A 20,780-nucleotide genomic window follows, 5' to 3' on the forward strand; every position below is an offset into this window, starting at 1 on the left:
CGGCCGACCGTCCTTCTCCCGTTCTGTGATCAAGCGCCTGCTCATTGCCGTTGCGATCCTGCTGGGGTTCGCCGTGGTCGCGGTGCTCACCCTGCCGTGGTGGTGGGGCGCGGCGCTGCGGGGAGCGGCGGCCGAACGGGGACTCACCTTCGGCACGTATGAACGGGTCGGATACGCCCGCTGGGCGCTGCGTGATGTGGTCTTGGTGCAGCCAGGGTTGGAGGTCGAGCTTGAGCGGGTGGAACTGCCGCATCCGCTGTCGATCTGGTGGCGCGGCGCCGCCGCCGGCGCGATCGAGGTTGGCCCGTGGCAGGCGCGCATCAAAGCCAGTTCCGATGCGGACAACGGGAAGGCTTTGCGTCCCTCCTGGGACAGCCTGCTCGCTCAATACGACAAGGTGATGGCGGCGTTGCCGCCGGTGACGGTCGCGGCCGGTGTTTTGACGCTGCCGGATGATTCCGCCTTGGCCTTGGCATCCGGGGTGGCGGGCGGCGAGGGCGTGCGTTTTACAGGCGTGGCGTTTCGCGAAGAAACAGGTGACCTCGTCTTCGAGCGCGCGTCGCGTTTGATCGAGTTGCAGATGGCCGGGCGCGAGTTGATGGCGCAGGCCACGTTGGCTGAGGATGGAAATTCGGTGACTTTGGATGGGTCATGGCGGACGCATGCAGTGACGGGAGGGATACATTTTCCACCCGGCGGCTGGCTGCCGAACAAGGCTGCGCTGGACACGGGCGATTGGCTCCTGCCCGGAGCCGAGTTGGGGTTGACAGATCACTACGCCGAGGTGGCGGGTAACGGCTCGCTGTCTTGGCAGGACGGCCGTTTTTTACTGGCGATTGTTGCTCGGGGCGAACCAGTCGCGGAACGCGAGTTGCCGCCGCTTCAAATCGATGTGCGGGCAACTGGGAGCCGTGACGAGGTCGTCGTTGAGTCCGCGCAAGTGGTGATGCCGGGACTCAATGCGGTGTTGGACGAGCCGGTGCGCTTTGCACCGGCGTCTGCCGGAGTGGGGGTGCGTTCGCACTTTCGGGTTGAAGCGGACCTGGCGGCGTTGCCGTGGGGGGCGTTGGCCGGGACGGTCAAAGGCAGCATGGAGGTGATGCCGCAGGAAACCGGCTGGCCGCGCGTGAGGGGAAAGTTGGACGTCACGGACTTTGGGGCGGAGGCATTGGCACTGCAGTCGGCGGAGCTCGCCGGCGAGTTGGACTGGCCCCGCTGGCGGGTCTCTTCCCTGACGGCGCGTGATGGCGCGGGCAGCGAGATCGACGTTTCGGGGAACGGCCAGATTGGCGAGACCATCAAGCTGACTTTGAAGGTGGATCGCTTAAACGTGGTGCGGGCCAGCCTGGCCGAATGGCTGCCGGAGGCGCTGCAACTGGACGCGGTGGCGGGGCGGGGGGAAGTCGCTGGGACTTGGCCCGAACTGCGCGCGAGCGGACGCCTGGAGGCCGAAGCGGTGAGCTGGGACGGATTTCGTCCGGTCGATCTGCGGATCGATTTGGCGCCGGAAGGCGACGTGGCGACATCGTTCACCGTGCTGGCCGAATCAGATCAGGGGACCGGTCAGGTGACGGCCGAAGGATTTTGGCGTGGTGAAGACCTGTTGTTTGAACGCTTGGAACTGAAGCACGAGGAACAGGCCTTGTTGGCCCTGGTGAATCCGGTTTCATGGAACCGTGGGCAAACCGAAGTGACCGACGTCGAATTGCGCGGGGAACTTGGCCATTGGACCGTGCCCATCGCTTCGGCCGCGGCGCTGACCGTATCGGGGCGCGGCGAGGCGATCGGCCTCGAATGGCTGCGGGACTGGCGGACGGACCTGCCAGCGCGTTTGCCGCGTATCGAGAGTTTGGATGCCGAGCTCACGTGGAGCCCGGAGGATTTCGCGGCGGACGTGGCGACCGAAGCGTCGATGGAGTTGCCTGAGGTCGGGATTGTGGCCGGCCGGGCGAAGGTGCAGGTCGATCGGGAAGGTGTCACGATCACGCAACTGGAGATCGGCAAGGGGGAGCGCGACTTTGCCGCGGTGACCGGGCGCCTGCCGTTGAACTGGCAGCGCGACGCGCAGGGCAAATTCAACGTGGCCGCCGACGCCCCGATCGAACTGGAAGCGGTGTTGGCGCCCAACCCGGCGTTTTGGCGAGCATGGGGTGAGTTGACCGGCGTAACCGTGGTGGGACCGGATGTGCGCGTTACCCTGGGCGGCACGTGGTCCCGCCCGACCGGAGCGGGTCAAGTGAAGTTGAAGCGCTTGGAGGTGGCGGAACGGTGGGGCGGTGTGACCTGGCCGGTGCTCACCGACTTGAGCGGCACCCTCGCGGCGGATGGCGAAGGCTTGCGCCTGGACAACCTGGTGGCGCAAGTCGACGCGCATGTGATCAAAGCTTCAGGCACGCTGCCCCTGACGCCGAACGACTGGCGGACGCTGCGGAATGAGCCTTTGGCCTACCTGCGTTCGCGAGGGGAGGCGCATTTGGAGTTGCCGCAGGCGGAGTTGGCTTCGGTGGCCCGGCTTTTGCCTGAATACCTCGTGCCGACCGGATCCGCCAGCTTGGCGCTGGATTTTGGCCGGGGTGGCAGCATGGAAGGCTCGGTTTCACTGCGGGGCGCGGTGACCAAACCGATTGGTCCGCTTGGGGTGTTGCAGGACATCAATGCCGACCTGAGTTTCGCCGGGCGGGAGATCCGCTTTGAATCGGTGCGCGCGATGATGGGCGGCCAACGCTTGGAGTTGGATGGGGCGGTGGAGTGGCCGATGGACGCGGAGCCGCAGCTGGATCTGCATCTGCAGGGCAACAATGTCCCGCTGGTGCGGAGCACGGGGGTGTTGTTGCGCGGCGATCTGGACCTGTCTTTGCGCACCGACGGTGAGGGCGAAACAACGGTCGCGGGCCGAGTGGACTTGCGCGACGGGTTGATGTTGGCCGATGTGCGTTCCTTGGTGCCGGGGGGCAGCGAACGGCAGTCCCGGCGTCCGCCCTACTTCAGGGTGGAGGTGGAGCCGTTCCGTGACTGGCGGCTGGCGGTCGAGGTGAGCGGCCGGCGCTTTCTGCGGATGCGCACACCGATCCTCAATGGCGTGGCCTCGGTCGAGGCGCAGCTGGAGGGCACTTTGTTGAATCCCCGGGCGATTGGCGGGGTGACCTTGGATGAGGGCGTGGTGAAACTCCCCTTTGCGAACTTCGAGGTGGAGGAGGCCTACGCCCGGCTTTCGCGCACGTCGCCGTTTGAGCCCGAGATTTACCTGCGCGGCGAAGGGCGCCGCCTCGGTTACGATTTGAGTATGGAGCTGAGTGGCACAGCCAGTGACCCGCGGCTGGAGGTGTCCTCCAATCCTTCGCTGCCCGCCGAGGACGTGTTGCTCTTTGTGATGGCCGGCGTGCCGCCCAGCGACAGCGGGACCGATGTCACGACCGGGCAGCGCAGTCTCCAACTCGGTGTCTACCTCGGGCGTGAGCTGGTGGGGGATTTGCTTGGCCTGGAGCCGAATGACCGGCTGACCGTGACGACCGGCGAGCAACTGTCCCGCCGCGGCAAGGAGACCTACCGCTTCGATTACGATCTCAACCGGCGCTGGACCCTAACCGGAGAGTATGACGAGTTCGACTACTACAACGCGGGCGTGCGTTGGCGGTGGTATCCGTGGAGCGATGACGAGGCGAATGGTGATGGAGAGGCACAGGAGGAGCAGCCATGAACACGCGCGGACGCAAAGCTCTCGCCCTGATCGTGGTCGCTGCAACGACGCTGACCGCGACGCCGGAGTTGACGGTCGATGGCGCCGGTTGGCTGCGCGGCAATCGCATCGAGCGAACCGTGCGCAACCTCAGTCAGATCGATCAACGGGACACGCTCGACGCCAACACGGTGGAGGATGCGGTCTTTTTCACGCTCTCGGCCATGGCGGCGGATGGCTTTTTGCGAGCGACGGTCACGGCCGAAATCGAACGCCAGTCGGGCGAGCGTTTTACACACGTTTTTGATCGCGACTTCACCAACCTCCTGCCGCGTCCGCTGGCTGCGACCGCGTTGCGACTACGGGTGGAGCCGGGCGTGCGTTACCGGTTTGAGACGGTGTCGATTGCAGGGGGCGAACCAATCATTACGGAGGATGAAGCGAGGGCCCTGATGGTGCCCAGCCCCGGCCTGCTGCGCTTGAGCGCGGAACGCGTGTTCACGCCGGACCGCCTGCGCTCCGGGCTCGAGCAGATCGAGGTATTTTTAAGGACCAAGGGTTACGCTCAGGCGAGCGCCCGCGTCACGCGGGAAGTGCGCGACGACGAGACCGGAGCGGTGGACGTGGAGGTGCAAATCGCCCCCGGACCGCGATGGAGTGTTGAAGCGGTTGAGGTTGATCCCGCGCCGGACGGTGTGGTGTTGCCGGCGGTGCAACCCAGAGACCGACAATGGTGGACGACCGGTTGGCAGCAGGACGTGGTGGAACAACTGCGGCAGGCGTATTTCGAGGCCGGATACATGGATGTGCGCTTGCAGGCCCAGCGGGACGGTCGCGAACAGGCGGATGGCACGGTCGCAGCGACGGTGAGGGTGGCGGTGACCCCCGGGCCGCAGGTCATTGCGGGCCCAACGGTGTTTACCGGCGACGAGGTCGTGACGGACAGTGTGTTGCGACGCCGCGTCAGCCTGGCCCCGGGAGAAGCGCTGAACCCGGCGGAGGTCGAGTCCACCCGGCGCCGCCTGAGCCGTCTGCGGGCTTTTTCCCGGATCGGCCTGGAATACCGGAAAGAGGCAGGCGACGTGCGGTCGCCGGTCTTCGAGCTCGAGGCCCGCCCGCCATGGGAATCCAGTCTGCTGTTGGGTTACGGCAGCTATGAGCAGGTGCGGGGTGGTCTTGAAGTGCGCGGTTTCAACCTGTTGCGGCGCTCCCACCAGATGCGGTTGGAGGCCATCGGTTCGTTGAAGAGCCTGCGGGGGGATCTGATTTACACCGTGCCGGATTTGTTTGGTGAGACCGTCGACGCGAAGCTGCGTTTGTTTGGTCTGGATCGCGAAGAGCTCTCTTTTCAGCGCCAAGAGTATGGCGCGACGGTGAGTCTCACGCGGCGGGATCTGCCGTGGATCGAGGCGGATTTCACCACGGCCTACACCTTCCAGGATTTGCGCAGCCGCGAAAGTGACTTGGCGACGCGGGCAGTTGATCTGCAGCAAACCACCAGTGCCAGTCTCACGGTGGGCTTGAGTCACGACGGGCGGGACAATCCGCTGATGCCGCGATCGGGCGTGCGCTGGTTCGCACAAGTTGAGGCGGCCGATCCAGTGCTCGGTGGTGAATCCGGCTTTCAACGGTTGGAGGCGGGGTGGTCGTGGCATAAGCCAGTCGGGGAGGGCAGCTGGGTGCATGTCGGCCTGCATCATGGCACTGTGCTGACGTTGGGGCAGGCGAATGACCGCAAACTCCCGACCAACAAACGCTTTTTTCCGGGCGGAGAGCACAGCCTGCGGGGCATGACGAATGGCGAGGCTGCGCCACGCGATGCGGCCGGTGAGTTTATCGGCGCGAAGAGCTTCACCTTGTTCAACTTAGAGGTGGAGCAGGCGCTCACACGTCGTATCAGTGCAGTGCTGTTTTACGATGCCCTCGGTGAAACGGCGCGCGTGCAGGATCGCTTGTGGGACGTGCAATTGCACACGGTGGGAGCGGGTTTGCGCTACCAGACGCTGATCGGTCCGATTCGTCTGGAGTATGGTCACAACTTGAACCCGCGTCCGGCCGATCCCAGCGGCACCGTGCACCTGTCAATCGGTTACCCGTTCTGAGGCTGATTGCGCTGTGCCGCGGTGTCCCACTCTGGCGTGGCGGATGGGTCCGTTTCGCGCGTTATAATTTCGGCGGGGAATTCCATCCGTGGCCGGTTGGACTTGCAAAGCCGGCGACATGAATAGGTTGCTTGGTCTCGTTCGTCCGCGTGCCGCCACACCTCAAGTTGGCGCGCCGGGTGCAATCGGGATCTTCAACTCAACCCCCTTTCCACCATGCTTATTTGGATTCTGATCATGATCGGGCCGATGCTCTTCGGCTTTTACGCGCAGTCGAAGATTCGCAACGCCTACAACAAGAACGTGCGCATCCCTTCCCGCGGGCGCATCACCGGCTACGAAGCCGCGCAGGCGGTGATGAGTTCGGCCGGTATCCACGATGTGGAGATTGTGCAGGTGCCCGGTGAACTCACCGACCACTACGATCCGATCAACAAGCGCCTCGCCTTGTCCCAACAGAACTACCACGGCACCAGCCTCGCTGCGCTCGGCGTCGCCGCGCACGAAGCCGGGCACGCCATTCAGCACAAGGTGGGTTATTCCATGATGACGCTGCGCCAGACGCTGGCGCCCGCGACTCAGATCGCCTCCGGTGTAGCGAACTTCGCCTTGATCGGCGGTATCTTCCTCGCTTCGACCGCGCTCGGCGGGAAGTTGCTGCTCTTCGGCGCCATCGCGCTGGGCGTGATCTGCTTGTTCCAGTTCATCACGCTGCCAGTCGAGTATGACGCCAGCCGTCGTGCGAAGGCCCAGTTGGTGAACCTCGGCATTGTCGATGAGGACGAGATGGACGGCGTGCATCAAACCCTCGATGCGGCCGGACTGACCTACGTGGCGGCCTTCGCCTCCTCGTTGGCCTACCTCATGTATATCCTGATGCTGCTGAACGGTCGGCGCGACTGAGTATTCCGGCTGTTTCCTTTCTTTCGACCGGTGATGCCTGGCGGCGTCACCGGTTTTTCGTTTGGGCGATCTCCGCCCGGCGCGACCTGGGCCCATTACACCGCTCCAGCACGTTTGTAAGCCGACGAGTTCCCGATTGACCGGCGATATAAAAGTGATATCACTTTGAAATCGTTAATACCAAATCATGAACTCAAACGACACCTCCTCTTCGACCAACCACGAGAACCGCGTATCGGCGGCCAGTGGTTGGGCGTTCCTGGTCATCAACCTCTTTTCCTATCTCGGAGTAGTGGCCCTTTTCATCGCCACGGCGGTCGCTCATGTCCCGCTGTTTGCAGTCCTCGGCGTCCTTCTGCTGCTGGCCGCCATTTTGACAAGTTGCGGATTCTTCACGTTGCAGCCCAACGAAGCCGCCGTGCTGATCCTTTTCGGTTCCTACAAGGGCACCGTGCGCACCAGTGGCTTCTTCTGGACCAACCCTTTCATGAAGCGCCAAAAGGTGTCGTTGCGTTCCCGCAACCTCAATGGCGACAAGCTCAAGGTGAATGACAAACGGGGCAACCCGATCGAGATCGCCGCCGTCGTTGTCTGGCGGGTGCGCGACACCGCTCAGGCGGTCTTCGACGTGGATCAATACGAACACTTCGTCGCGGTGCAGAGTGAGTCGGCCGTGCGCCACCTCGCCAGCGGTTACGCCTACGATGGTGGAGACGACGAGGAGATGACCTTGCGCGCTTCCGCCGATGCGGTGGCCGAGGCGCTCACGATCGAGCTGCAGGCGCGCCTTGATAAGGCCGGCGTCGAGGTCGAGGAAGCCCGGCTGACCCATCTCGCCTACGCCCCGGAAATCGCCCAGGCGATGCTGCGTCGCCAGCAGGCCGAGGCCATCATCGCCGCCCGCACCAAGATCGTGCAGGGTGCGGTGGGCATGGTCGAGATGGCTCTGGTCGAACTCGAATCCAAGGGCGTCATCGACCTCGATGCGGAACGCAAGGCGTCGATGATCTCCAACCTCCTGGTCGTGCTCTGCGGCGAGAGCGAGGTTCACCCGGTGGTGAACACCGGCACGCTCTACAGCTAAAACGAAATCCTCAGCGAAAAGGATACACGAATGGATTCCTACCAAGTCATCACCGTCACGATGGGTTTCTCGCACAAGAAGGCCATCGATACGCTCACCAAGGAAGTGAACCAAGCGATCACGCGCGGCTGGAAGCCGATTGGCGGCGTGACGATGTCCGGCACGCTGCTGTGCCAGGCCGTCTACAAGGACAAATAAGTCATGGTCAGTTCCCTGCGAGTGTGGCTGGAACCGTGGCTGATGCCGGCGTGCTGGAGCGCGCGCGGCATCGTGCTGCGCCTGGCGCTGTTGGCCTTGCTGTTGAGTTGGGGCATCGCCGTGCTCGCGGGAAACGCCGCCACCGTGCACGCGTCTGTGGATGCGCCGGTGGAACATTTTTCGCCCACGATAGGTGGTTTTTTCGGTCCGACCGGCCGGCCCTTCTAATATGGCAAGTCCCGGCAAAAAGTCCTTTTTGATGCGCGTCGATCCCAAGCTCTGGGCAGAGATCGAAGCATGGGCGCATCAGGAAATGCGTAGTGTGAACGGGCAGATTGAATACCTGCTGCGTGATGCGGTGCGCCGCCGAAAGGGCGGTGGACAGTCTGCGCCTAATTCGAACGGAGAGAAGTAGCTATGATACTGAAATCAAACTCCGCGTCCGCCGGTTGTGGGCAGAAGAATCCCCGAGTTGTCGCCGTTACGACCTTGGCCGCGGTCGTCAGCGGACTGAGTGGGATGTTCTTCGGTTTCTTTGATGACGGTGACGGCGCGGGTTCCGCGGTCTCCGCGTGGCGTGCCACCGCCGAAGACTTTTACCTGCCGGCCGCCGCCGAGCGCGTGGTTCCCATGGCCGAGGGGTGGCGCTTTCGCACGGGCGACGATCTGGCGTGGTCGGGAGCCGGTTTGGACGATTCCGACTGGGCCGAGATTGAGGTCGATCAATCCTGGGAGGACGAAGGCTTCGCCGGCTACGACGGCTTGGCGTGGTATCGTTGCCGGTTCGCCGTCCCGACTGTTTTGCCGGATGGAACGGTCTACCTGCGCCTCGGACGCATCGATGACTCGGACCAAGTGTGGTTGAATGGTGAATACATCGGTGGCCGTGGCAGCATGGCGGCCGGCGGCTCCGCCGCGTGGGACGTGGAGCGCCATTATGAAGTGCCGCGAGGTTTGCTGCGACTGGGAGAGCAAAATGTGCTGGCGGTGCGGGTGTGGGATGAGCGACTGGAAGGTGGTTTGGTCGACGGGACGCCGGCGTTGATGGTGCAGTCCTTGCCGGCCCCGTTGATTGACCTGCAGGGAGAGTGGTCGCTCAGCCGCGACGATCGTGCGGAGTATCGGACCAGTCTGCCGGGGGAAGATGCTGGCACGGCGGTGGTGGTGCCGGGCAATTGGGAGGATCAAGGCCGGGCCGGGTTCGACGGTGTGTTGTGGTATCAGATCCCTTTCGCGACGCCTGCCGTGGTCGGTGAACGCGAAGACTTGGTGCTCGTGCTCGGGGTAATTGATGACACCGATGAAACCTATTTGAACGGTGAATTGATTGGCACAACCACGGCGGAAAGCGGCGTGGAAGAGGTTTGGAATCATCGTCGCGTCTACCCCTTTTCATCCGCGCTCTTGCGGAGCGACGGCAGCCGCAACCTGCTCGCGGTGCGCGTGCAGGACGAGCATGGGCGAGGCGGGATCGTGCATGGACCGGTCGGCATCATGCGCGCCACGGACTGGGCGCGCTACGTAGCTGAGCGCGACCAGGCGAATGACTCCTGGTCGCGGGTGTGGAACTGGCTGCTGGGGCGATCCTAGGCCGCTAGTTTTCGATCGCGTAGATCTCCACCACCGCGAGCCCGTTGGAACCGTCGGCGCTCTCGACGAGGATCGAGTAGTTGCCGGGTGGCAGTGCCACGGTGGTGGCGGCGTCGCGACTACCGGAGGGGAGGGCGAAGGCACCGACCTGCTGGGTGGCGTCCTCAGTTTGGGCGGCGTTGCCGGCCTCGCTCCAGTTGTCGTTGGTCACGACGGTCGCGCCATTCGCGATGACTTGAAATCGTGGATTATTGAGGGCGTTGGTCACCCCGAAATCGGCGAGGGTGGGACCGATGGCGCGAATGAGAAAGGTGCGCGGGGCGTCACCGGCGACGACAAAACCAGGCACGAGCAGCTCTCCGTCGCGCGTGACTTCAGCGCTCACCGAAAGGTTGGCCAAAAGACTGCGCGGACCCCGGCGTGGTCGATCGGCGTCGTAGATTTCGATCAAGCCCGTGCCTTCCGTGCCGCCGTTGTTGACCAGGTGGGCGGAGTAAACGCCCGGCGGGACGGTGACGAGCAGCGCGCTGTCTTCGCCGGCGACGTCGAGCGTGAAGGCGCCGAGGCGATTCGACGCGGCGATGATTTGGTCGAAGTTCGCTTGGTCGCTCAGGCGACCGGCGCGGGCAATTTCTTCGCCGCCGGCAAAGAGCTGCAGGGATGGCGCCGCGAGGGGAGAGCTGACACCGTAGTTACCGAGAGAGGGGCCCACACCACGAATGAGCAGATTCTTTGGCGCGTCGCCGGTGACCACAAAACCGGAAACCAAGCGGCCTGTGCCGGCCGCGACGTGCGCGCGGCTCGACACGTTGGCCAACAAGGCACGCGGGGGGGGCGGAGCGGGGTCGGGTTCCACGACCGGAGTCGGGTCGGGTTCGAGGATGGGCTCGGTCGGTGTGTCGACCACCGGGTCTTCCGCCGGAACTTCGACCTCCACGAATGGATCGCTGAACTTCGCGTCGGTTAGGAGCGTTTCATCGGTGAGCGTATTGAGGAAGGCGACCAACGCGTTGCGCTCGTTGTTGTTGAGCAGAATGCGTGCGGGTCGACCGTCGGGTGTCACGAGGATGTCGGCGAGTTGATCGTGGGGTTGGATCTGGCGGTCATAGAAGACAAGGACTTCCTGCAAGGTGTTGAAGCGACCGTCGTGCATGAAGGGCGCGCGGACCGCGATGTTGCGCAGTGACGGGACGCGGAAGCGACCGGTGTCGTCGACGTTGCCGGTGGTCTCGGAGATACCGAGGTCGTCCGTCGAAACACGATCGAGTCCGTTGTTGGTCGCGCCGGTGGTTGCGCTGGCGTGCGGCGTGAGCAGCCCGGGGCTGATGAAGGCCTCCGTGACGTGGCAATCGACGCAGGAAGGGCCGCGGCGGTTGACGCCATAGAAGAGGTTTTTACCGAGGTTCTCCTGGTCGGTGAAATTGGGAAAGGGGGCGAGGGGGCTTTCGACCGTGGCGCGACCCTGGTCGTAGCGGCTGTTCACACTCACCATGCTGCGCACGAACTGCGCGAGGGCGCGGGCGATGCGGTCGGCGTCGATGGTGGCGTCGCCGAAGGCGTGGGTAAAGAGCTCGGGGTAGTAGTCCTGTGCGGAAACAATGGATACGAGCTCTTCGAGCGTGAGTCCCATCTCGACCTCGTCCTGGAAGGGTTTAAGCACCTGGTCCTCAAGGGTGGCGGCGCGCTCGTCCCAGAAGTATTTGCCGGAGTCGTTGAAGATGGCGTTGGTCAGCCCCATCGAATGGCGGCGGGTGGTGCCGCCCTCGAAACCGAGGCTCAGGCGACGGGTGTCGCCGAAGCCGTTGGCCTGGATGTGGCAGGAGGCGCAGGCCACGGTGCCGTTGGCGCTGAGTTTGGTGTCGTAGAAGAGCACCCGGCCGAGCGTCGCGCCGTCATCGGTGATCGGGTTGTCGGCGGGCGTGCTGTCGTTGGCGACGGCGGCACTCTGGAAGGGGGAGTTTCCGGGGATTTGGTTCTGGGTGTAATGTTCCGGCAGCGCGATGTCGGCGTAGTTGGACGGCAGCTCCGGGAGAGCAGGCACCAGCTCGGCCGCGAGCGGGGCGGCCAGGAACAGGGCGGCGGATATGGGGAAACAGGCAGCACGAGGTCTCATATGCGCGGAAGACGCATCAAAACCTGCTGACGTTCCGGGTTTTACCCCGGCTTAACCAAACGGCGCTCCGCCTTTACATGAGCTTAATAAACCGAGCGATTTTTGCCTCAGGACAGCGCGTTGACCGCGGCCTCGTAGGCGTCGACCTGTGGGTTGATCGCGTTGATGGCCTCGGCCCAGAAGGCGGGATCGGTGAGGTCGCGACCGAGGGACTGGCGCACGACCTCCTCGCAGGTGGCGCGGCCGGTGAGGCTGAGGAACTTTTCGTAGCGCGGCAGAAAGGCGGCGCCCTCGTGTTTAAACTCCTGATACAGCGCGGAGCTGAGCAGGAAGCCGAAGGTGTAGGGGAAATTGTAGAACGAGAGCTCGGTGATGTAGAAATGGAGCTTCGAGGCCCAGAACCACGGGTCTTCGCCGCCGACTTCGAGGATATCGCCGAAGATCTCGCGCTGGGCCGACACCATGAGCTCCTTGATCCGGCTCACGGGCACGAGTCCGTGCTTTCGCTCGGCGTAGAAGGCCGACTCGAAGGCGAAGCGCACCGGAATATCGAGCAGGTAGGACGGGGCATGCGACACGACCTGTGAGGTGAGGAAGGCGCGTTGGGCGGGCTCGAGGTTGGGATCGGCGAGCAGGCCGTCGAAGAGGATCTTTTCCGCGAAGGTCGAAGCGGTTTCCGCGAGCGTCATCGGGTAGTCCTGCGCGCACGGCCGAAGCTTGTTGAGCAGGTGCGAGTGCCAGGTGTGGCCCGCCTCGTGGGCGAGGGTGGTCACGTCCTCCATGGTGCCGCCGAAGGTCATGTAGATACGCTCTTCGCGGGTGAGGGCGGAGCCGGTGGCGAAGGCACCGGCGCGTTTGTTGGGACGCTTTTCCGATTCGATCCAGCGGTGTTCCAGCATATGCCGGAAGTAGGTCTGGAGGTCGGGGTAGGCGGCGCCGAAGGCGGAGTCGACGAGGGAGGTGGCGCGCGGCCAGTCGAGGGTGGGCAACGTGTCCTTCAGCTGCGGGGCGGAGAGGTCATACCAAGCGAGGGTGGGCGTGCCTTGAAGCTTGGCGTTGAGGCGAAGGATGCGGCGACCGACGTCGGCGTGGGTTTTGATCGCCTCCATCATTGCGTCGAGGCTGGCACGGGAAAGCGCGGCGTCGTGCAGCGGGGCATCGAGGAAGTGATCCTGGCCGCGACGGCCGTAAAGGGTGTGGCGGGTGCCGGCGATGGCGTTGAGGGCGGCGCCGAGGGTGTCTTCGTTGGCCTGCCAGACGCGATTGCTCGACTCGAAGGTGGCCGCACGCACGCGGCGGTCGGCGTGGTTGAGCAGTGAGCGACGTTGTGACATCGGCACGGTCTCGGTTTTGCCGTCGGGCCAGGTGAGCTCGAAACTCATCTTGCCCGTGAGGGTGTCGTAGAGGCGGCCCCAGGCGCTGATGCCATCGACGCCGAGATCGGCGGCGAGCGACTCGGATTCGGCGCTCATGCGCTGTTGCGCGGCGGTGCGCAGACGGCCGGCGGTGTGCGCGGCGTCGGCGAGACGCTCGTCGGCGAGGAAGGCCTGCCAGGCTTCGTCGGTGGCGTCGCGGAATCCGCGTTCGACGGCGGTGGTGAGTTTGCTGTGGCCGGCGTAGAACTGGGCCAGTTTGGCGTCGGCGCTTTGGTAGGCCTCGTTGGCGGCATCGGCGGCGCCAAGACAACCGAGGTAGGAGCTCAGGTGGCCGAGACGCGCACCGAGGTTTTCCCCAGCGAGGAAATGCTGCACCCAAGTGTCGGCGTTGGTGGCGTCAAGCGGGGCGGTGGTGCTGGCGGCTTCGAGGTGCTTGGCGAGGTCGGCTTCGAGCGCCGCCAAAAAGGCGCGGTATTCCGGCCCGTCGAAGGCGGGGAAGTAGCTTTCGAGGGTCCAGGTGGTGGCGGGCGTGGCCATGGCGGTGGGCTGGGTTAGCTGACGCGCAGGACGGCGTAGTTGCGCTTGCCCTTGCGGAGCAGGAGATACTTGCCGAAGAGAAGGTCGGCGGTGGTGAGGTTGCGGGCGATGTCGGCGCTGCGCTCGTTGTTCACGTAGATGCCGCCGGCCGGGATGTCTTTGCGAGCCTGACCCTTTGATGGGCAGAGATTCGCGGTGACGACGACGTCGATGAGGTTGGTGCCCTCGCCGGCAAAAAGATCGGCGCTCACGTCGGTGGTCGGAACTTCGCCGACAACGTCCTCGAATACGGCTTCGCTGATGCCCTCGAGGCCGCCGCCAAACATGATGGTGGAGGCACGCATGGCGTCGGCGCAGACGGCTTCACCGTGCACCAGCGTGGTGACCGCTTGGGCGAGGGCTTTCTGGGCGGCGCGGGCGCCGGGGTTGGCGGCGAGCTCTTCTTCGAGCGCGTCGATCTCTTCCTTGGGTAGGAAGGTGAGGACTTTGAGCAGTTTGATGACATCGGCGTCCTCGGCCTGCATGAAGAACTGGTAGAAGCGGTAGGGGGTGGTGCGCTTGGGATCGAGCCAGACGGCGCCGCTGGCGCTTTTGCCGTATTTGGTGCCGTCGGACTTGGTGAGGAGTGGGAAGGTGAGGCCCCAGGCGGTCGCGCCGGATTTGCGGCGGATGAGTTCGGTGCCGGCGGTGATGTTGCCCCATTGGTCGGTCGCGCCGACTTGGAGCTCACAGTCCACCGTTTGGCGGAGGTGGTGAAAGTCGTGCGCCTGCAGCAGCATGTAGCTGAATTCGGTGTAGCTGATGCCGCCTTCTTCGAGCCGGGTCCGCACGCTGTCCTTCGCCAGCATGAGGTTGACCGGAAAATGTTTTCCGATGTCGCGGAGGAAATCGAGGAAGCTGAAGGGCGCGGTCCACGAAGCGTTGTCGACGAGCCGGGCGGGATTGGCGACGCCGTCGAATTTGAGGAACTTCGCGAGCTGATCTTTAATGGCGGCGATGTTGGCGGTGACCTGCTCGGGCGTTTGCAGGTTGCGCTCGGAGGATTTGCCGGAGGGATCGCCGATCATGCCGGTGGCACCGCCCGCGAGGGCAATGGGATGGTGGCCGTGGTCCTGGAAGCGCTTGAGCGCGAGCAAAGGCACGAGGTTGCCGACGTGCAGGCTGTCGGCGGTGGGATCGAAACCGGCGTAGAGCGTGATGGGCCCCTGGGCCAGGCGCTCGGTCAGCGCAGCTTGGTCGGTGCAGTCGGCGTAGAGGCCGCGCCATTGGAGCTCTTCGAGGATGTTCATGGGCGAAACGGACAAAAAGCGTCGCTGCGCGGGGCGGGGCAAGGGGGAAGTGCGGGCGAGTCAGGCCTGCTAATGCGAAGACGAAGGCAAAAAATAGAGCGGCTTCTATTCGTAAAAACGGATTGCGACGATCCGAGGGCGCTACGTAGCTTCGGGGTCCTTTTCGTCGCCCCTCGCGTCGAGAGCCAACCCTAACCTCTCATCCCTTTATCATCATGCCCATTGCCGTAGGATCCGCCGCCCCCGATTTCACCCTCAAGAGCAAGACCGCCGACGGTCTGGTGGACGTGAAGTTGAGCGACAACATCGGTTCCAAGTCGACCGTGTTGCTGTTCTTCCCCCTGGCCTTCACGGGTGTGTGCACGCAGGAGTTCTGCGATGTGACCGCGGGTCTCTCGCAATACGCGGACCTTGGCGCCGACGTGATCGGCGTAAGCGTCGACAGCCCCTTCGCGCAGGAGGCCTGGGCCAAGGCCAACAACATTTCGATCAAGCTCGTCTCCGACCTGAACAAAGAGGTCACCAAGGCCTACGACGTTGTGTTCCCGGGCCTCGCCGGCATCGGTGACACCTCCGCCCGCGCGGCCTTCGTCATCGGCAAGGACGGCACGATCAAATACGCCGAGCAGACCCCGGCCCCGACCGAGCTGCCGAACTTCGAGGCGGTCAAGGCCGCGCTCGCCGAATAAGCGGTTCGTCCCGCTTCGCCGACGGGTCGTCGGCGCCGATGAGCCCGACGACCTTTTCTTTCGTTTACGCATCCCGTTTTAGAACCACATGAGCCTTCCGAATCCGTTCAATACCCGGAGCACCTTCGACGCCAACGGTGCCTCGCACGCTTTCTACTCGCTGCCCGCGCTCAAAGACGCCGGTTACGCGATCGACCGCCTGCCGGTCTCGATCCGTATCGTGCTCGAGTCGCTGTTGCGCAATTGCGATGGGAAGCGCGTGACCGAGGAGGCGGTGGCCGCCCTCGCGGGGTGGGAGGCCAAGGCCGCCCGCAGCGCGGAGGTGCCGTTCGTGGTTGCCCGCATCGTGTTGCAGGACTTCACCGGGGTGCCGCTTCTCGTCGACCTCGCCGCCATGCGCTCGGCCGTCGACAAGTTGGGTAAGGATTCAAAGATCATCGAACCGCTGGTGCCGGTGGACCTCGTGGTCGACCACTCGGTGCAGGTGGATTTCGCCGGTTCCGCCGAAGCGTTGGCCCAGAACCTCGAGCTCGAGTTCAAGCGCAACCGCGAGCGCTACCAGTTCGTGAAGTGGGGTATGCAGGCTTTTGATACGTTCAAGGTCGTGCCCCCGGGCATCGGCATCGTGCACCAGGTCAACCTCGAGTATCTCGCCAAGGGCGTGCTCAAGGATGCCAACGGCACCTATTATCCCGACACCCTCGTCGGCACCGACTCCCACACCACCATGATCAACGGCCTTGGCGTCGTGGGTTGGGGCGTGGGCGGTATTGAGGCCGAGGCCGGCATGCTCGGTCAGCCCGTCTATTTCCTCACGCCCGACGTCGTGGGTGTGCACCTCACCGGTTCACTGCAGGAAGGCGTCACCGCCACCGACCTGGCGCTCACCATCACGGAGCTGCTGCGCAAGCACAAGGTGGTTGGCAAGTTCGTCGAATTCTACGGTCCGGGCGCCAAGGCGCTGCCCTTGGTCGACCGCGCGACCATCGCCAACATGGCTCCGGAATACGGCGCCACGATGGGCTTCTTCCCGATCGACGAAGAGACCTCGATCTACCTGCGCGGCACCGGTCGTCCCGAGGAACACGTCGCCCTCTACGAAGCTTACTACAAGGCGCAAGGCCTGTGGGGCATCCCGGAGAAGGGTTCGATCGACTACTCCGTCGACGTCGAACTCGATCTCTCAAAGGTCGTTCCGTCCGTCGCCGGCCCGAAGCGTCCGCAGGACCGCATCGAACTGCCGAAGCTCAAGGAGTCGTTCACCAATACCTTCGCCAAGCCCGCCGCCGATGGCGGTTTCGGCAAAAAGGCGGAGGACCTCGGCACCGTTTCGACCGAGGTCAAGGACACCAAGCTCGGCCACGGCAGCGTTTTGATCGCGGCTATCACGAGCTGCACCAATACGTCGAACCCGAGCGTCATGCTCGCCGCCGGCCTGCTCGCCAAGAAGGCGGTCGAGCGCGGCCTCACGGTGAACCCGCTGGTGAAATCCTCGCTCGCGCCCGGTTCGCGCGTGGTCACCGACTACCTCGACAAGACCGGCCTGCAACCCTACCTCGATCAGCTCGGTTTCCAGACCGTCGGTTACGGCTGCACGACCTGCATCGGCAACTCCGGTCCGCTTGATCCCGCGATCGAAAAGGGCGTCGTCGACAACGATCTCGTCGCCGCTTCGGTGCTCTCCGGTAACCGCAATTTCGAGGCCCGCGTTCACCAGAACATCAAGTCCAACTTCCTCATGTCGCCGCCGTTGGTCGTCGCCTTTGCGCTGGCCGGTCGCGTTGACCTCGACATGTCCAGCGAGCCGATCGCCCAAGACAAGGACGGCAACGATGTTTACCTGAAGGACCTGTGGCCGACCCTCGGTGAGATTCGCGACCAGATGGCCTCCGCCCTCAAGCCCGAGGTCTTCAAGGCGCTCTACAGCGACTTCACGTCACAGAACCCGAAGTGGAACGAGATCCCATCCTCCGTGGGCAACGTTTACGACTGGGACCGCGAGTCGACCTACATTCAGGAGCCGCCGTTCTTCACCGACTTCTCGCTCGAGCCCGGCACCATCGCTGAGATCAAGGGCGCCCGCCCGATGGGCATCTTCGGCGACTCGGTTACGACCGACCACATCTCTCCGGCCGGCGCGATCAAGAAGGACTCCCCCGCCGGTCGCTTCCTCACTGAAGCCGGCGTCGAGTTCGCTGACTTCAACTCCTACGGTTCCCGTCGCGGCAACGACCTCATCATGACGCGCGGCACCTTTGCCAACGTGCGCATCAAGAACCTCATGGTTGCGCCGAAGGAGGGTGGTTACACCAAGCTCCAGCCCGAAGGCACCGAGATGTCGATCTACGACGCGGCCATGACTTACAAGGAGCGTGGCACGCCCCTCATCGTCATTGCCGGCCAGGAATACGGCACCGGCTCCTCCCGCGACTGGGCGGCCAAGGGCACCAACCTCCTCGGCGTGAAAGCCGTGGTCGCCGAATCGTTCGAACGCATTCACCGCTCCAACCTCGTCGGTATGGGCGTGCTGCCACTCCAGTTCAAGGAAGGCACCAGCGCGAAAACCCTCGGCCTCGATGGCACGGAGGTCTTCGACGTAATCGGCCTTTCGCCGGACGTAAAGCCGCAGCAGGATCTGACCCTGCGCATCACGCGGGCGGATGGCGCCTCGGAAGACGTGACCGTCACCTGTCGCATCGATACGCCCATCGAAGTCGATTATTACCAACACGGCGGCATCCTTTGCTACGTGCTGCGACAAATCATCGCTCGTAACTGATTTCTTCAATCTGCCGGAGAGCGTGCCCCGCTCTCCGGCCTTTTTTTGCTCGTCCCATCCCGTGTCGTCCGCCTCCGAAACCCGCTTTCTGGTCAACCCCGACTCCGAGCCTGTTGCGCTTCGCATCGAGGGGAAGGCCTCGTTCCAGAATTGCTCCCGCGTCAAAGAGTTCCTCGAGAACGCCATCAACGCTGGCAAACGAAACTTCGTCATCGATTTCGAAGCCTGCACCGGCATGGACAGCACCTTCTTGGGCCTGCTCGCCGGCACCGCGTTGGAACTGCGCCGCACGGATCCGCGCGGCTCCGTGGTGGTGTGCAACCTGAATGAGCGCAACGCCGAGTTGATCAAGAACCTCGGTCTCACGCGGCTCCTGACCGTCGATGACGGTGCGGCCAAACCCGCCAACACCGCCGCGGCCTCTTCCCTGCAGGGCGCCAAGGCGACCGATCAGATCGAGGCGGCCCGCATGGTGCTCGACATGCACAAGAACCTGATCGCGGCCGATGAAGGCAACGAGGCCAAGTTCCGCGACGTGATGGACATCCTCAAGCAGCAGCTTGGGGAAGAGTAGGGCGCTTGTTGACCATCCGGCCTACGCGTCGTCGGTGGCGCTGGCGGGCATCGCGATGCCTTTTTGTTCGCAATAGGCCTTCCAGCTGAAGTCGATGAGCGCCGATTCCATGAGGCCCTGCGTCACCAGGTATTGATCCAACAATTCCCACTTCTCCTCCCGGTATTCGTAGACGTAGGCGAATTTTTGGGTGTCAAAACGGTTGCCGATGCGGATGACCGCGTAGGCGTAGTTGCCGAGAGGGAGATCGGCTTGGTCGACGGAAACGGTAAAGAGCGTGGCATCTTCCCGGTCGATCGCGGGGGGCAACGGCGGACACAGGTCACGCACGGCGTTGCGCAGGTTGCGCCGAATACGCCGATCGTATCGATCGAGTTCATACATCATGCCCTCGGCCGCGTGTTCCCCATGCCAGGACCGGATGGCGGCCGCGATCACGGACTCTTCGGTCGGAGAGAAGGGGCGTGCGCCGGTGCCGAGGGAGGCCTGCGGGCGGTCCGAAGCGAGGGATGGCGGCGTTTCACAGCCGCTGAAAAGCAAGGCGCAACTACACAGGGCGATCAGTTCAACGAAGGGACGGGGCATGGCCGGATGAAAGCTGGAAGGTGAAGGCTGCGGATCGGGCTGTCGATTACGCCGGTGCTACTCGTTCAAAAACCGAACCGGTGTGAGGCCCGTCAGGTAATTTCGGGAGCGGAAATGAAAACCTTTGATCGAGGTTGAACAGATCGCGGGATTGCCCAATCCCAAGTGCGTGAGTTTTCGATGCCTTTACCCCCCGCGGGTCGTGGTCTCCATGACTGCGACGCTTCTCCTGGCCGTTTCGTCCCTGCGCGCGGCTGAACCGACCTTCAGCGATCGCCCGGAGGCGATGGAGTCCGCTTCGGTGCAGTCCTTCATCTCGGTCGACGGCAATCGCTTCGTGAACGAGGCAGGCGAGACGGTGGTGTTCCGCGGGCTGGCGTTCTCGGATCCCGCCTCGCTCCTCGATCGCGGAGTGTGGGGACGGCCCTACTTCGAGGCGGCAAAGAGCTGGGGCGCGAACCTCGTGCGCATCCCGATCCATCCGGCGCATTGGCGGGCGCTGGGCGAGAAGCAGTATCTCGCGATGCTCGATGACGCCGTGCGTTGGTCGGCCGAGCTGGATATGTATGTCATCATCGACTGGCACACCATCGGCAATCCGCTGACGGGCGTGTTTCACGGACCTGACTACATTACGTCGCGGGACGAGACATTCCGTTTCTGGCACACCATCGCCAGCCGCTATCGGGGCAATCCCACGGTCGCGCTTTACGAGCTGTGGAATGAACCCACCAACCGCAACGGCGCCTTTGGCCGCATGCCATGGGGCGAATACAAGGCTTTCATCGAAGACCTGATTTACATGATCAAGCACATCGATGAGGGGGCGGTGCCCATCGTGGCCGGCTTCAACTGGGGCTACGATCTGCGCAATGTGCTGCGTGAGCCGATCGAGGCCGACGGCATCGGTTATGTGGTGCATCCTTACCCGCAAAAGTCGCGGACAAACTGGGAGTATAACTGGGAACAGATCTGGGGTTTCGTGGCGGAGAAGTATCCGCTGGTCGCGACTGAGTTTGGCTTCATGAGCGAGGGTGAGCGCGGTTCGCATGTGCCGGTGATCGGTGACGAGGTTTACGGCGAGGCGATCATCAAGTTCTTCGAAGAGCGCGGCATCTCCTGGACGCCGTGGGTGTTTGATCCGTTGTGGACGCCGAATCTCCTGCTCGACTGGGACTACACCCCGAGCAAACAGGGTGAGTTCTTCCGCGCCAAGATGCTCGAGTTGAACGAGCGCTGAGTTGCGACCTCTCGTAAACAAAGAAGCCCGCTCCGTTCCGGAGCG

At 63.6% G+C, this 20,780-nt stretch carries 15 protein-coding genes; 11 read left to right on the plus strand and 4 right to left on the minus strand.

All coding sequences use genetic code 11. From position 1 onward, the window contains the following. Positions 1 to 25 precede the first annotated feature (25 nt). The 7 genes from AC0MRV_RS14240 (at position 26) to AC0MRV_RS14270 (ending at position 9,553) form a co-directional block, all read left to right on the plus strand. Positions 26 to 3,697 carry a translocation/assembly module TamB domain-containing protein gene (locus AC0MRV_RS14240; protein ID WP_472765156.1) on the plus strand — a complete coding sequence of 1,224 codons (3,672 nt, stop codon included), beginning with the start codon at positions 26 to 28 and terminating at the stop codon, positions 3,695 to 3,697. Beyond that, positions 3,694 to 5,778: a BamA/OMP85 family outer membrane protein gene (locus tag AC0MRV_RS14245; protein ID WP_472765157.1), complete on the plus strand. Its 2,085-nt coding sequence runs from the start codon at positions 3,694 to 3,696 to the stop codon at positions 5,776 to 5,778. The genes AC0MRV_RS14240 and AC0MRV_RS14245 overlap by 4 nt, the downstream gene beginning before the upstream one ends. Before the next feature lie 216 nt (positions 5,779 to 5,994). After that, on the plus strand, positions 5,995 to 6,681 hold the full coding sequence (locus AC0MRV_RS14250; RefSeq protein ID WP_472765158.1) for a zinc metallopeptidase: 687 nt from the start codon (positions 5,995 to 5,997) through the stop codon (positions 6,679 to 6,681). 187 nt (positions 6,682 to 6,868) lie between these two features. Continuing rightward, on the plus strand, positions 6,869 to 7,765 hold the full coding sequence (locus tag AC0MRV_RS14255) for an SPFH domain-containing protein (RefSeq protein WP_472765159.1): 897 nt from the start codon (positions 6,869 to 6,871) through the stop codon (positions 7,763 to 7,765). Positions 7,766 to 7,795: 30 nt separating this feature from the next. Further along, entirely contained in the window at positions 7,796 to 7,963 is a 168-nt protein-coding gene (locus AC0MRV_RS14260) for a hypothetical protein (RefSeq protein ID WP_472765160.1), read from the plus strand. A gap of 3 nt (positions 7,964 to 7,966) precedes the next feature. Beyond that, the gene (locus AC0MRV_RS14265; protein ID WP_472765161.1) at positions 7,967 to 8,191 is read left to right on the plus strand and encodes a hypothetical protein; all 225 of its coding nucleotides are present in this window, start codon (positions 7,967 to 7,969) and stop codon (positions 8,189 to 8,191) included. Between the two features lie 189 nt (positions 8,192 to 8,380). Further along, positions 8,381 to 9,553, plus strand: coding sequence for a beta galactosidase jelly roll domain-containing protein (locus tag AC0MRV_RS14270; protein ID WP_472765162.1), 1,173 nt, complete (start codon positions 8,381 to 8,383; stop codon positions 9,551 to 9,553). Positions 9,554 to 9,557: 4 nt separating this feature from the next. Here the strand turns inward: AC0MRV_RS14270 and AC0MRV_RS14275 are convergent, their stop codons facing one another. The 3 genes from AC0MRV_RS14275 to tyrS form a co-directional block, all read right to left on the minus strand. Beyond that, positions 9,558 to 11,666, minus strand: coding sequence for a cytochrome-c peroxidase (locus tag AC0MRV_RS14275; protein ID WP_472765163.1), 2,109 nt, complete (start codon positions 11,664 to 11,666; stop codon positions 9,558 to 9,560). Between the two features lie 107 nt (positions 11,667 to 11,773). Continuing rightward, positions 11,774 to 13,579 (minus strand): M3 family oligoendopeptidase, encoded by a 1,806-nt coding sequence (locus tag AC0MRV_RS14280; RefSeq protein ID WP_472765164.1) that lies wholly within the window; start codon positions 13,577 to 13,579, stop codon positions 11,774 to 11,776. 14 nt (positions 13,580 to 13,593) lie between these two features. After that, positions 13,594 to 14,868, minus strand: a complete 1,275-nt coding sequence (gene tyrS / locus AC0MRV_RS14285) for a tyrosine--tRNA ligase (protein ID WP_472765165.1) — start codon at positions 14,866 to 14,868, stop codon at positions 13,594 to 13,596. Positions 14,869 to 15,083: 215 nt separating this feature from the next. Here tyrS and AC0MRV_RS14290 point away from each other — a divergent pair, with 215 nt between their 5' ends. From AC0MRV_RS14290 to AC0MRV_RS14300, 3 genes are all read left to right on the plus strand, one after another. Then, entirely contained in the window at positions 15,084 to 15,557 is a 474-nt protein-coding gene (locus AC0MRV_RS14290) for a redoxin domain-containing protein (RefSeq protein ID WP_472765166.1), read from the plus strand. 88 nt (positions 15,558 to 15,645) lie between these two features. Then, on the plus strand, positions 15,646 to 18,336 hold the full coding sequence (acnA, locus tag AC0MRV_RS14295) for an aconitate hydratase AcnA (RefSeq protein ID WP_472765167.1): 2,691 nt from the start codon (positions 15,646 to 15,648) through the stop codon (positions 18,334 to 18,336). 61 nt (positions 18,337 to 18,397) lie between these two features. Then, entirely contained in the window at positions 18,398 to 18,910 is a 513-nt protein-coding gene (locus AC0MRV_RS14300) for an STAS domain-containing protein (RefSeq protein WP_472765168.1), read from the plus strand. Positions 18,911 to 18,931: 21 nt separating this feature from the next. On the opposite strand, the gene AC0MRV_RS14305 is transcribed toward AC0MRV_RS14300, so the two are convergent. Further along, complete coding sequence (locus AC0MRV_RS14305) at positions 18,932 to 19,495, minus strand: hypothetical protein (protein WP_472765169.1); 564 nt, start codon at positions 19,493 to 19,495, stop codon at positions 18,932 to 18,934. A gap of 211 nt (positions 19,496 to 19,706) precedes the next feature. Between AC0MRV_RS14305 and AC0MRV_RS14310 the strand changes: the two genes are divergently transcribed. Next, complete coding sequence (locus AC0MRV_RS14310; protein ID WP_472765170.1) at positions 19,707 to 20,735, plus strand: glycoside hydrolase family 5 protein; 1,029 nt, start codon at positions 19,707 to 19,709, stop codon at positions 20,733 to 20,735. Positions 20,736 to 20,780 lie beyond the last annotated feature (45 nt).

This window comes from Actomonas spartinae, from assembly GCF_051209155.1.
Lineage (GTDB): Bacteria > Verrucomicrobiota > Verrucomicrobiia > Opitutales > Opitutaceae > Actomonas.

Bases quoted from the DNA above. Each gene is read 5' to 3' on its own strand.
- AC0MRV_RS14245 (WP_472765157.1), top strand. From the start codon at position 3,694: ATGAACACGCGCGGACGCAAAGCTCTCGCCCTGATCGTGGTCGCTGCA.
- AC0MRV_RS14250 (WP_472765158.1), top strand. From the start codon at position 5,995: ATGCTTATTTGGATTCTGATCATGATCGGGCCGATGCTCTTCGGCTTT.
- AC0MRV_RS14255 (WP_472765159.1), top strand. From the start codon at position 6,869: ATGAACTCAAACGACACCTCCTCTTCGACCAACCACGAGAACCGCGTA.
- AC0MRV_RS14260 (WP_472765160.1), top strand. From the start codon at position 7,796: ATGGATTCCTACCAAGTCATCACCGTCACGATGGGTTTCTCGCACAAG.
- AC0MRV_RS14265 (WP_472765161.1), top strand. From the start codon at position 7,967: ATGGTCAGTTCCCTGCGAGTGTGGCTGGAACCGTGGCTGATGCCGGCG.
- AC0MRV_RS14270 (WP_472765162.1), top strand. From the start codon at position 8,381: ATGATACTGAAATCAAACTCCGCGTCCGCCGGTTGTGGGCAGAAGAAT.
- AC0MRV_RS14275 (WP_472765163.1), bottom strand. From the start codon at position 11,666: ATGAGACCTCGTGCTGCCTGTTTCCCCATATCCGCCGCCCTGTTCCTG.
- AC0MRV_RS14280 (WP_472765164.1), bottom strand. From the start codon at position 13,579: ATGGCCACGCCCGCCACCACCTGGACCCTCGAAAGCTACTTCCCCGCC.
- tyrS (WP_472765165.1), bottom strand. From the start codon at position 14,868: ATGAACATCCTCGAAGAGCTCCAATGGCGCGGCCTCTACGCCGACTGC.
- AC0MRV_RS14290 (WP_472765166.1), top strand. From the start codon at position 15,084: ATGCCCATTGCCGTAGGATCCGCCGCCCCCGATTTCACCCTCAAGAGC.
- acnA (WP_472765167.1), top strand. From the start codon at position 15,646: ATGAGCCTTCCGAATCCGTTCAATACCCGGAGCACCTTCGACGCCAAC.
- AC0MRV_RS14305 (WP_472765169.1), bottom strand. From the start codon at position 19,495: ATGCCCCGTCCCTTCGTTGAACTGATCGCCCTGTGTAGTTGCGCCTTG.
- AC0MRV_RS14310 (WP_472765170.1), top strand. From the start codon at position 19,707: ATGACTGCGACGCTTCTCCTGGCCGTTTCGTCCCTGCGCGCGGCTGAA.